Consider the following 11882-nt stretch of genomic DNA (forward strand, 5'->3'; position numbering starts at 1 on the left):
TAGTAGGAGTAACTCGAAGCAGTAGGAGTAACTCGAAGCAGTAGGAGTAACTCGAAGCAGTAGGAGTAACTCGAAGCAGTAGGAGTAACTCGAAGCAGTAGGAGTAACTCGAAGCAGTAGGAGTAACTGAGATAGCATGAGTAGCATGAAGTTGCTGAACTAACTTGAGATCTCAGAAGTATGAGGCTGCGATTCGTGGCAAGGGTTGAGTGAGCAGCTCACCGCCGGATCATTCTCCAAAAACGTCCCACCCACCTACTCGATCGGACACAGGATCCGCTATTTTGCAAAAAACACCCCGATTTTGGCACGGATCGGACAGGGAATCCGCTATTGCACCCAATTTCAAGGAAATTGGTTGATTTATAGGGCAATAACGGATCCTGTGTCCGCATCAATCCATTTTGATGCCATTTTAGAACAAATAGCGGATCCACGGTCCGCTAGGCTTCAGAGCCGCCCAGACTCGTTGGGTCCGCAGACTCGCCGGGCTCGCAGCCTCGCAGACTCGCAATCTTGCAGTCTCGCAGTCTCGTAGACTCGTCGGGCTCGCAGCCTCGCAGACTCGCAGTCTCGTAGACTCGCCGGTCTCGCAGGCTAGCTGGCTCGCGCCATCGCATAGGAAAAGCCGGGGACAACTCCCCCGGCTTTTCCTCATCTCTACAGCCCCGCCATCAGGCACAGGTTGTACCCTACACCGGTCAACCTCTGGCTGGCGGCGTAGAACGGATGAGCATAGCGCGCTTTCGCCGCGTCGCTGTCGGCCGCATGCTCATCCGCCCATATCCGGATCGTGCCGTCCGGATAAAAGCATAGAATTTGCTCGCCCGGCAAATTCATAAACTTCGAGGCCATCGCGACTGTGCCGCCGACATGGCCGAACGAATGACCGAGCCGGTCGAAGACTTCGCCGTCTCCGCCGGGAATGCCTCTGACCAGCTCGTGGTAGCCGTCCCCGTTCATATCGACGGGGACGGTCCGGTAGACGCTGTAGGGCAGAGGCACCGGATGGCCGGTCAACGCGTCGTAAGTGAACTCATCCATATCCTGATGATAGCGCCCGTCCGGCCCGCATGTTTTTTGGCCGATGCGGATCGCCATCACGATATGGCTCTGATCGTCATGCAGACGCGCCGACCACCCCATATCCATGTGGCCCGTGTCCACATCGCCCCATGCACGGTTCCCTTCTGCGTCGAACATCGCGACGCGGGGCTGAACCTGGCCGTCGCTTTCGCGCACCGTCCAGATGCTTATCTCGCCCGATCCCGGGTGGACGATCGGCTGAATCACGTCCGAATGACCGCGATAATGGTCCCGGTCCGCGCAGAACAGCTCCGTGCCACGATCGAGCTCGATGCAGCGCTCGCCCCAGAAGATCTCATCCACACCGTCGCCGTTCACGTCGATGACAGGACACATATGGCTGCCTCGAGCGCCGGGAACATCCCTCGGAATCTCCGCCTTCCACCGCAAGGTCATGTCCGCATTCCAGCCTTGCAGGTACATGCTGCCGTACGTCCCCTGCGCTGTGACAAGCACCGGCCGGCCATTTACGTAACCGCCCGCAATGAAGTTGCGGAACAGCTGCGAGATCGGCTGCTGCTGCTCCTCATACACCCAGGGGTATTGATCGATCGTTTGTCCGGTCTTACCGTCGATCCGCTCCAGCACGCTTTCCCGTACGCTTAACGGATGCTTCTCGTTCAGATTGTGAACGAACCAGATGTCATCCGTACCGTCCTGATCCAGATCAAACGGATAAAACGGCACGAACCAGATGCCCGGGATCACGCCCGGCCCCAAGTCGCGCCTCCAGCGAATTTGCCCGTCGGTGGTGAACAAAGCGAGCTTCAACGTATCCGTAGGGAAGAAAAACATTTCCGTATACGGATCGATGTCGAAATCGGCGCTGTACACGGCGCAAATAGCTTTTTCCCCATCCAGATGGACAGGAAATGCTCTAAGCATCCCTACGGGCGAGCCTAGAGAGAGCTCCAATACTTGCTTCAATTGAACGGTCGATGTCATGCGGGTAAACCTCCTTGAATAAATAGTGGGCTTTAGTTCAGATCCGAATACATACTCGGGCTGTAAGAATCTTCTATGATAAACGCGCCCCGACGAGGAGCAAGCAAACGGCGAGGGCGTTACATCCAAGGACTCGGTTTTGGACGTCATTCTGTTCTCGCTTGTAACCATCCGACGAAGGCGTTAGATCCATGGACTCGGTTTTGGACGTCATTCTGTTCTCGCTTGTAACCATCCGACGAAGGCGTTACATCCATGGACTCGGTTTTGGATGTCATTCTGTTCTTGCTTGTAACCATCCGACAAGGGCGCCACATCCATGGACTCGGTTTTGGACGTCATTCTGTTCTCGCTTGTAACCATCCGGCAAGGGCGTTACATCCTGGGACTCAGGCTTTGACGAGACTCTGTTCATGCTTGCAGTCGTCCGGCAACGACGGGTACGCGGCCATTGTCAACCACCATCCCACGAATTATCAGCCTTTGACTGCACCGATCATCACTCCTTTTATAAAGAAGCGCTGGATGAAAGGATACACCGCAATAATGGGCAGCGAAGCGAGGAAGATGGAGGCTGCCCGCAGCGATAGTGAAGATACTTCCGTTGCGTTCGACACTTCCCCCATGAGCGTCGCCATCTCCAAATGAATGACCATATCGCGCAAAAATAGTTGCAGCACCTGCAGCTTATCGGAATTCGTATAGATGACGGCATCCATGAATGCATTCCAATGGCTGACGGCTATGAACAGTCCGATCGTCATGATCGCAGGCAGCGATAAAGGCAAATAAATTTTGAGAAAAATGCCGATATCGTTGGCCCCGTCCATTTTGGCCGATTCCTCCAGACTATCAGGTACAGCTTCGAAAAAGCTGCGCAGCAAAATGACGTTCCACGTGCTGATAGCGGAAGGAATGACGAGCGCCCATATCGTATCGATGAGCCCGGTGGCCTTCACGATCAGGAATGTAGGCACGATGCCGCCGTTGAACATCATGGTGACAATGATATACAGCATGAACAATTTCCTGCCGGGCAAATAAGCACGAGACAAGGCGTAGGCGACGGTCAGCTGCAGCGTCAGACTGATGCACAGCCCCAGCAGTGTACGCGATACAGTTACGAGGAACGCATGGATGAATTTTTCATTTTCATAGATCATCGCGTAAGCTTTCAGGTTGAAGCCTTTGGGCGTGAGCAGCAATTCGCCTTCTTTAATCAGATTGGCGTCGCTGACCGAGGCGAGAATGACATAGTAGAACGGGAAAAACGTAACGATCGCAAACAGCAGAAGAATCCCGCCGATCCATATATTCGGTTGCTTGAGCATAGCCAATGTCCCCACCCTTTTTACCATAACGACACCTCGCTGAATTTTTTGGCTATCCGGTTCGTGCCCCATATGAGCAGGAAGCCGATGGCGGACTGGAACAAGCCGATCGCCGAAGTGACGCTGAACTGCGCGCCTTGCAGACCGATCCGGTAAATGTACGTGCTGAGCACATCGCCCACATCGTAAACCGAAGGATTATACAAAATATAAATTTGCTCGAAGCCGACATCCAGCAAGTAGCCGACCTTCAAAATGAGCATGAGGACGATCGTATTCCGGATGCCCGGCAGCGTAATGTGTATCAGCTTATCCCAACGGTTCGCCCCGTCGATGGTTGCCGCTTCGTATTGGTCGACATCGATGCTGCTGAGCGCAGCCAAATAAATGATGGCTCCCCACCCAGCCTCCTTCAGAATGGAAGACACGATGACGATCGGGCGGAAATATTCGGACTTGGACAGAAAGAAGATCGGCTCTATCCCGAAAAAGCGCAGCAGGTTGTTGACCAGCCCTTCATTGGGCGACAGCAGCTGGATAATGATGCCCCCGAAGACGACCCAGGACAAGAAGTGGGGGAAATAAACGACGGTCTGAATCGTCCTTTTAAACAGCATCGAATTCATCTCGTTGAGCAGCAGGGCGAGAACAATCGGGACCGGAAAGGCGAACAGCAGCTCGTAAATGTTGATGAGCAGCGTATTTTTCACAATGTTGAGGAAATCGTCGTTGCGGAACAAAAACTGAAAATGCTTCAGCCCCACCCATGGGCTGCCCCAAATACCTTTGGAAAAGTTGTACTCCTTGAACGCGATAATAACGCCGTACATGGGCAAATATTTATACACGAAATACCATAAGACGCCGGGAAACAGCAGGAGGTACAAATATTTGTTTTTGCGGATTTGCATCAGGAAGGAGCCGGTCCGGTAAGCGGATTTCGGCATCGTCAGCTCCCCTTGATGAGCGGATGCTTTCATTTCGGTCATCACCCCTCGTTTGTTTTGCCCTTATTATAGGGGGGCGGCAGGGCAGACGAAATGACGATTGCTTTTGATGATGTACAAATCTTTGGAAGGAGGATGTGTATTTTACAAAATCGCAAAAATGCACATTGGTTAGCTCTTGCAGGGTGATATAATTTGGTCAGGATATTGATAGCGCTTTCGAAACTAAGGGGTAAGGCTTGATCAAAATTGGGATGGTGAGAGGGAATGTGGAGATGGCAGCCCGAAACGTTACGCAGGCTCTTGTTGCTTTGTTTGATTTTGATCATGGCAGGCGCTTTAACGGGATTCGTCTATTTGACCAAGGCACACTATGATGAAGGGAAGCAGTTCACCAATTCGTTCCGGCAAACGCACGAGAAGCTTTCCTCCGTCTTGTTCGTGCTGCAGGACCAGATCCACTCCGTCTATATGCAGATGTCGCTGGACGACCCCTTGTTCGAATGGCTGCAGCAGACGGAATCGGGTGTCCACAATATGTATATGCTGAGGGAGATTCAACAGCAGTTTCTCAAGACGATTAACAGCAACCCGCTCATCGTATCCATCTATCTGTATAACAAGTCCAACGATACGGTGCTGTCTACCAACTATGAATTTACCCGCTTGGAGCAGTTTCCGGACAAAGCCTTGTTCGACGGCAAGCCCGAAGGCAGCGGACGGTGGGTACAGGCAAGACTGGAGAAGGCAAGCTACGGCAACGCCAAGACGATTATTACATTCGTCGGCAATCTGAGAGGTGTCGGCTGGGTGGCGATCAACGTGGACGAACAGAAGCTGTTCGCCGATTTTCCGGAAAGCCATCATATGCTGCTCGTGAGCAGAGACGGTCAGGTCATTACGTACCGCAGCGGGCTGCCGGTGCCGATGGATTCGCAGAAGCTGAACCAAATCATGCAGGAAGGGATGGACGCCGAAGCTCCTCACCCTGTCGATAACGTGCTGGCGATGGTTTCCGATCAGTCTCCGGGCGAGTGGAAGACGATTTCTTATGTCCCGCGCATCGAACTGACGCCGGAATACAGGCATCGCCAGCAAATGATTTTGCTATTGATGTCCGTCATTTTGGCGAGCGGCATCGGTCTGTATGTATTTATGCGCAAGTCGTATTTTCAGAAAATCGTTCAATATGAGAACCGCTACCATCGGAATCTCGAAGATTTGCGAACCCATTTCGTTCTCAACCTGCTGACGGGGAAGCTTAAGGAACAGGATATGGCCGGACCTATACGGGAAATGAACCTGAAGCTCGCATCCTCCAAATATATGGTGGTGGTAATTCAAATCGATGACTACTACCGTTATTTGCTCAATATGGAGAAGGACGAACGGTTTTTTATGGATAAAACGATCTACCACGCCTTTCAATGGATGTTTAAGACCAGATATGCGGCGTATCCTGTCAAAGCGGAGCCGGATAAAATGGCGATACTTATTTCTTTGCCGGAGCATGCGGAGGAAGACTCCTTTATATCCAGCGTGGAAGGAACCGTCCGTTATTTGCAAAAGGAAATACGCGATACGTGCAATTTGACCGTTTGTGCCGGGGTCAGCCAGGTCGTTCCTTCCATCGCAACCGTCCACGACGGCTACTTTCAAGCGCTGCAGGCGATAGAATACAAGGTGATTTACGGCAGAGATGCGGTCATCCATTCGAAGAGCATTCCGCATAAGCAGCAGCAAGACGGGCTGTTCCCTACTTTTGACATCAATGAATTGATTGCCTGCATGAAAGAAGGCGACATGGTGAAATTCGAGGCCAATCTGGACAGCATGATCAAGACGATGACGACGGAAGGCAGGTTTTCCTTGGAGCTGCTCAATGCGGCGCTGTCGAATCTGCTGTTCGGCATCGTCAAGCTCGCGCTTGAATTGCGGCAAGACATATCCGGCATGGTGCAGGAGAACATGTTTATGAAGCTGTACAGCTACGAATTCATTGAGGATAAAAAAACATACATCGTCTACATCGCCAAGACGGTATCCGACCATGTTCACGTTCGAAAAACCGGCCAGAACAAAACGTTCCAAATGATCAAAGAGTATATCGAAGACAATTTCGACAAGGCGATCTCGCTAACCGTTGTATCCGACAGCCTCGGCATTAACCCTTCCTACATCAGTTCCTTAATCAAAAATGAGCTCGGCTACGGCTTCGTAGATTACTTGAACCATCTTCGGATCAAGAAAGCGCTGCTGCTGCTTGAGAACAAGCATAAGCCCATCAAACAAATATCCGAGGAATGCGGCTATGATACGGTCCATTCGTTTATCCGCAATTTCAAAAAAATCCACTTCTTCACCCCATCCGAATACCGCAGCAAATTGCAGCAAAAGTGACGATGTACAAAAAAATGAACACGGCATGGTCCCGGTTTTTTTACACAATCGCGGATAATGTTCATTGCCAGTGCCTTCCTTAGCGCTTAACAATGGAATGGAAAGCGAATCGAACTTAAGGAGGTTGTACGGATGAGTTGGTTCAAAAAGGGGAAAACGGCAGCTCTGGCCATTGTCGCATTGGCTTTGGCTATGGCGGCCGGCTGCAGTGGAGGAAACGGAGCTTCGCCGCCGGAGACGCAGAACGGTGCGGACGGGAAGAAGGAGGAGGGGCCAGTAACCTTTAAAGTACTGTTCGATTATAACGTCGACCCGAAAGGGATGTCGCTTACGGACAATGAATACATCCGTTTTCTAAAAGAAAAGACGGGTGTGGAAATTCAGCTCAATTCGCCGGGATCGGCGGGGTATATCGACAAAATCAATGTTTTGATGGCCTCGGGCAACTATCCGGATGCGTTCGCCGTATCCGACCGCGATTTGATTATGAAGTATGCGAAGGACGGTCTGCTGGCCGACTTGTCGCCTTATATTAATGATACGGCCAACTATCCGAATATAAAAAAAGTGATGCCGGAAAGCTCTTGGCTGCCCGTAACGGAAAACGGCAAAGTGTGGGCGTTCCCGTACAGCCGGCCGGACGGCTTAAGCCAGGTCGTTTATATTAACAAGGAATGGCTGACGAAGCTGAACCTGAAGGAGCCTAAGACGATCGACGAGTTTTACCAGGTAATGAAGGCGTTTGCACAGCAGGACCCTGACGGCAACGGGAAGCAGGATACGTTCGGATTATTGACGGGCAACAACGTCGATCAAGGGGCGCGCGTTTTCAAAGCGGCGTTCAATGCGGAAGCTTACAGCATTCGCGACGGCAAAGTGACGCCTCCGGAAATCACTCCGGAGCACAAAGAGTTTCTGAAATTCATGAATAAGCTCGTCTCCGAGAAAATATTGGATCCGGAGTTTCCGACGGTGACCGGACCGATTTTCCAGCAAAAATTCAAGTCGCTCAAATACGGCGTCATTTCCGGCTTCTGGCATTACCCGTCCGGGCTCGAGCTGCCGAAGGAGGTCATGGACAAATACATCGCCGTCGAGCTGCCGCCTCATAAGGACGGCTCTCCCTCCGTATTCACTTACGCCAGCTTGAACCGGCACTATATTGCCATACCGAAAAACACCAAAAACATCGACCGGCTGATGAAGTTTATGGATTGGGCCGTCTCGCCGGAAGGCATGAAATTTTCGTTCCTGGGCATTCCGAATGTCAATTACAAGGAAACGAACGGCACTATCGAAGCCGCCCAGCAGCTGGCCCCGATTCACTGGTCGTTCTCGCTCGTCCGGACCGGCCAGCTGAACGAGGACATTAAGAAATATATCGGCGTCGTCTATCCGAAGGAAGCCGTCGACAACCTGACTCTTGCCAACAAAATCGGCAAGCCGGACCTGCTAAGATCGGCGCTGCCCTATTATCCTGAGCTCTCGGGCTTCAATTTGACCAAAATCGTCGACGAATACACGACCAAAGCGATATTGGGCAACGCCGACGTCGATAAAACATGGGACGACTACGTTAGCCGCTGGAGATCGGCGGGCGGGGATAAGGCGATTCAATTTTGGACGGATTGGTATAACAAGGAAGGGAAGTCCATAGTGAAGTAAGTGTGAGCATAATCGTTTTTGCAACGAAAATCGATAATTGGAGGTACAGCAGGCTATGGCTATAACCGGATCAGATAAACAGATCAGATTGGAAACCGTACTGGAGCTGCCGCTAGGACAGAAGCTGGGGCAGCTCCGCTGCTGCCCGGTTCAGCTTGGGAGCAGGAATCGGGCTTTTTTGGCCACTTACGGGGCGGATTTCGATGTGGACCCTTCGGTCAATATGTTTTACTATCCTTCCGATACGTTGAAGATGATGCTTTTCACCGATCAAGGCGAAGTGCTGTGGAAAAGAGACCTCGGCCGCGCTGTCGTGCCGGGCATCTGGTTTTGTCCGGTATATCCGTTCGACCTGGACGGGGACGGGATTGATGAGCTGTGGTTCGTGAACAACCTGAATGAAACGCATCCGTTCTGCGTAGGGCAGTACCGGCTGGAGAGAATCGACGCCATAACGGGGCAAACGACGGGACAATGGCCGTGGAACAACGACGGCGGCAAGGAGGAGCCTCTCAGCTGCACGTTCCGCAATTTTATCCTTGGAGGCTACGTGCACGGTGAGCCTGTGCTGATTACGGCCCAAGGGACTTATTGGAGCATGCACTTGCAGGCGTGGAGCCCGGATATGACGGAGCGCTGGCGCATCGATATCGGGAAGGACGATCCCGGCGCGCGCGGCAGCCATATTACGCCGATCCTGGATATTAACGGCGACGGCGTAGATGAGCTGCTGTGGGGGGAACGGTGCATTGAGCTGGATACGGGCAAGGAGCTGTTTTGCGCCGACAGGGATGTGTATCGGGGCCACTCCGATGTCGTCCAGCCGATTCTCGATCGGGCGACCGGGCGCTGGTCGATCTTCACGGTGCGCGAGTCCGACCCGCAGGCGACCCCTCGTGTCGTCATGTTCGACGATCAGGGCCGCCGCTTGTGGGGCGATGTGGATGAAGGCCACATCGATATCGGCTGGGCGGCACGAATACTCGACGACCGGTCGCATGCAACGATGGCCATTCGGATCGGAGCCAAAACGTGCGGTCCGGACGGGCGCTTCCATCAGAACATGGATGAGTTCACTTACGAAGCAGGTTCCGGGCGGGCTTACGCTGTCCCTTTCAGCGTATACCGGACGATCCCCGTCGATATTAACGGGGACGGTTATCACGAGCTGGTCAGGGGCATGCCCGGAGGGGACGGCAGCCTGTTTGACCGGCATGGACGCATGCTTGGCAATGTTGGCGGTACGGTCGCTATGGCTTCGCGCTTCTTAGACTTGCCGGGCGAGCAATTGCTATCGTTTCGCCCGGACGGCACCGTGCAAATGTGGGCGGACCGGAACGCGGAGGATGGCCCGGCAGCGGCAGAGCGGTATGCCCATCCTTACTACCGTTCCTGCCAGCGCGCCTACGGCGTAGGATATAATTTGTATATTATCAGCGGATTGTAGAACGTGTTTGTTTATATGTGTAGGCTGGAGAGCTGAATGCTGCGGCATTCGGCTTTTTATCCTATATAGCATTTGTAATCGGGGCTCCCAGCAAAGTATCTGAGTGACTTTGAAGCCAAAGCTTCACTTTGTGGGGTTATTTAGCATGTTTACAAAACCTTAATTCGTAGCCCGCAGCTTGTAATGGTAACATGAAGCATAAAGCGGCGTGTCCGGAAAAGAGGCTGATGATATGAATTACGAAGCGTACAATGCAGCGTTATCCGATAGCTTTCATAGAGAAATGACAGCGTCTCCGGCGGATTGGTGCGTTTCCGAACGGTTGCATCAGAAGATCACTCCCGATGGGCGGATGAACGATTTTTACGGAGCGACGGCTGTTATCAAGCTTTCCGATGAAGATAAGATCAAATGCACCGATATTCAGGAACGGTTGTTTCAGAGCCATAGCTCCATGCTTGTAAAGCTGATCCCCGAGACGTTTCATCTTACGATTCATGCCTTGGGCAATGTGTCCAATATCAACGGCGATATCGAAACGGTACGCGCCTTGATTTCCAAATACGAAGATGCAGTACAGACGGTATTTCGGGAAATACGCCGACTATATGTTGGCGAACAAATCCGTATGCGCTCGATGGGCGCCAGCACGAGCGGTCAAGATGTTGTCAGCCTCAAATTTGCGCCCGATTCGGAGCGGGATTTTACGATACTGATCGATATGTTCCATCGTTTGGAGGCCGTATTTCCTTTGGGCAGACCGTTCGTCCCCCACGTATCCCTGGCGTATTTCAGACCGCTGGCATTTGATAAGAAAGAAGCGGTCTTGCTGCACAAAACATTGGAGCGGGTACGCAAGCATGCTGAATTTGACATCGTGTTGGATGTTTATTACTTGGTATACCAGTATCATACCCATATGAACGACTTTCGCGATGTGTTTAGCGCAGCGAATGTGGATAGGTAAAAAATGGTAAGCCCATGGATGTACTTAGTCATATGCTAAGTAATCACGCAATATAAGCAGTACGAGCAGTCGGCCGCGAGGCTGCCTGCTTTTTTCTTTTTAAGCTTGATCAAGGGTATATTGGAACAAGAGCGTAATATGCAATCGAATAGATGTACATATTATGTTTGATGTGTGTACAAAGTGGTGAGGTGGTCATGATAATGCATAATTGCGACGTATCCCCAATGAAAGAACAGTTGAAGGTGTATTTGACCGATATAAAGGAAATGGTTCAAAACAGCCTCGATCAAATAAATAACGAAAATCACTGTTTATTAAGCCAATTCGACGATATAAGGGATTCCATCCGAAAAGTACAATCGATAGCCGCGTCGTTTTATTTGCAGTGCTATTTATCTGCGTTTACTTCTAATTACATAGATCTATCGATCACTATTCAGCATTTGTCCGAGCGAAGGCACGGCGCCTTAATTGTTATTCAAAGAAACGATCCGCTCGATCAGATGATCCATTCAGGAATTCCTCTGGAAGCGAATTTGACCTACTCGTTGTTGGAATCGGTGTTTTATCCCGGTAGTCCGCTGCATGACGGCGCCGTGCTGATTCAAGGGGACCGGGTCGTATCGGCGGGGAACGTTCTGCCTGTATCCCATGCGGTGCTGGTAAACAAAAAAATGGGCACCCGCCATCGTGCCGCCATAGGCTTAACAGAGCAAACGGATGCGCTTGTGCTCGTCGTTTCCGAAGAAACGGGAAATGCCTCTTTCGCATTCAAAGGAACGCTCCATCCGTTAAGCGGCGTGGATATGATAGTCGATGAAGATACGAGCGATGCCGAAGCATTCGATACGGATTCATTTGAAGCGAATGAAGAGACTATTCATTAAAAAGGCGGAAGCCATTTTAGGTGACTTGTACGAATGAAAAGTTTTGCTTGCATTCCAAGTGCAGATCATGGTATATTGCAAATCCGGCGTTGCGAGAGCGGCAATGGAAACTAGTAAGCAGGACGGCTTTTCTGAGCATGCGGGACATCCCTTGAATGGAAAAAAAGAAATGCTTGCATGGATAAATGCAATGTGGTATATTAC

The 11882-nt window shown here is 51.5% G+C and carries 8 protein-coding genes; 5 read left to right on the forward strand and 3 right to left on the reverse strand.

Features of this window, described 5'->3' with window-relative positions; translation table 11 throughout:
* Window positions 1–660 precede the first annotated feature (660 nt).
* From ACFQ88_RS37460 to ACFQ88_RS37470, 3 genes are all read right to left on the reverse strand, one after another.
* Window positions 661–2031: a rhamnogalacturonan lyase family protein gene (locus ACFQ88_RS37460; RefSeq protein ID WP_379462789.1), complete on the reverse strand. Its 1371-nt coding sequence runs from the start codon at window positions 2029–2031 to the stop codon at window positions 661–663.
* Window positions 2032–2507: 476 nt separating this feature from the next.
* The gene (locus ACFQ88_RS37465; protein WP_379462791.1) at window positions 2508–3362 is read right to left on the reverse strand and encodes a carbohydrate ABC transporter permease; all 855 of its coding nucleotides are present in this window, start codon (window positions 3360–3362) and stop codon (window positions 2508–2510) included.
* A gap of 20 nt (window positions 3363–3382) precedes the next feature.
* Window positions 3383–4342, reverse strand: a complete 960-nt coding sequence (locus tag ACFQ88_RS37470) for an ABC transporter permease (protein WP_379462793.1) — start codon at window positions 4340–4342, stop codon at window positions 3383–3385.
* 234 nt (window positions 4343–4576) lie between these two features.
* Between ACFQ88_RS37470 and ACFQ88_RS37475 the strand changes: the two genes are divergently transcribed.
* The 5 genes from ACFQ88_RS37475 to cdaS all read left to right on the forward strand — a co-directional run bounded on the left by ACFQ88_RS37475 (window position 4577) and on the right by cdaS (window position 11678).
* A complete protein-coding gene (locus ACFQ88_RS37475; RefSeq protein WP_379462795.1) occupies window positions 4577–6709 on the forward strand; it encodes a helix-turn-helix domain-containing protein in 2133 nt (710 codons plus the stop codon).
* A 132-nt stretch (window positions 6710–6841) separates the two neighbouring features.
* A complete protein-coding gene (locus tag ACFQ88_RS37480; protein ID WP_379462797.1) occupies window positions 6842–8374 on the forward strand; it encodes an extracellular solute-binding protein in 1533 nt (510 codons plus the stop codon).
* 55 nt (window positions 8375–8429) lie between these two features.
* Window positions 8430–9821, forward strand: coding sequence for a rhamnogalacturonan lyase family protein (locus ACFQ88_RS37485; RefSeq protein WP_379462843.1), 1392 nt, complete (start codon window positions 8430–8432; stop codon window positions 9819–9821).
* Window positions 9822–10053: 232 nt separating this feature from the next.
* Window positions 10054–10788: a 2'-5' RNA ligase family protein gene (locus ACFQ88_RS37490; RefSeq protein WP_379462845.1), complete on the forward strand. Its 735-nt coding sequence runs from the start codon at window positions 10054–10056 to the stop codon at window positions 10786–10788.
* 197 nt (window positions 10789–10985) lie between these two features.
* On the forward strand, window positions 10986–11678 hold the full coding sequence (gene cdaS, locus ACFQ88_RS37495; RefSeq protein ID WP_379462847.1) for a sporulation-specific diadenylate cyclase CdaS: 693 nt from the start codon (window positions 10986–10988) through the stop codon (window positions 11676–11678).
* The last annotated feature ends 204 nt before the right edge of the window (window positions 11679–11882 follow it).

The organism is Paenibacillus sp. NPDC056579 (assembly GCF_042793215.1).
GTDB lineage: Bacteria > Bacillota > Bacilli > Paenibacillales > NBRC-103111 > Paenibacillus_S.

Excerpts from the sequence above, each read along its gene's own strand:
- ACFQ88_RS37460 (WP_379462789.1), bottom strand. The coding sequence starts at position 2,031 with ATGACATCGACCGTTCAATTGAAGCAAGTATTGGAGCTCTCTCTAGGC.
- ACFQ88_RS37485 (WP_379462843.1), top strand. The coding sequence starts at position 8,430 with ATGGCTATAACCGGATCAGATAAACAGATCAGATTGGAAACCGTACTG.
- ACFQ88_RS37475 (WP_379462795.1), top strand. The coding sequence starts at position 4,577 with ATGTGGAGATGGCAGCCCGAAACGTTACGCAGGCTCTTGTTGCTTTGT.
- ACFQ88_RS37480 (WP_379462797.1), top strand. The coding sequence starts at position 6,842 with ATGAGTTGGTTCAAAAAGGGGAAAACGGCAGCTCTGGCCATTGTCGCA.
- ACFQ88_RS37465 (WP_379462791.1), bottom strand. The coding sequence starts at position 3,362 with ATGCTCAAGCAACCGAATATATGGATCGGCGGGATTCTTCTGCTGTTT.
- ACFQ88_RS37490 (WP_379462845.1), top strand. The coding sequence starts at position 10,054 with ATGAATTACGAAGCGTACAATGCAGCGTTATCCGATAGCTTTCATAGA.
- ACFQ88_RS37470 (WP_379462793.1), bottom strand. The coding sequence starts at position 4,342 with ATGAAAGCATCCGCTCATCAAGGGGAGCTGACGATGCCGAAATCCGCT.
- cdaS (WP_379462847.1), top strand. The coding sequence starts at position 10,986 with ATGATAATGCATAATTGCGACGTATCCCCAATGAAAGAACAGTTGAAG.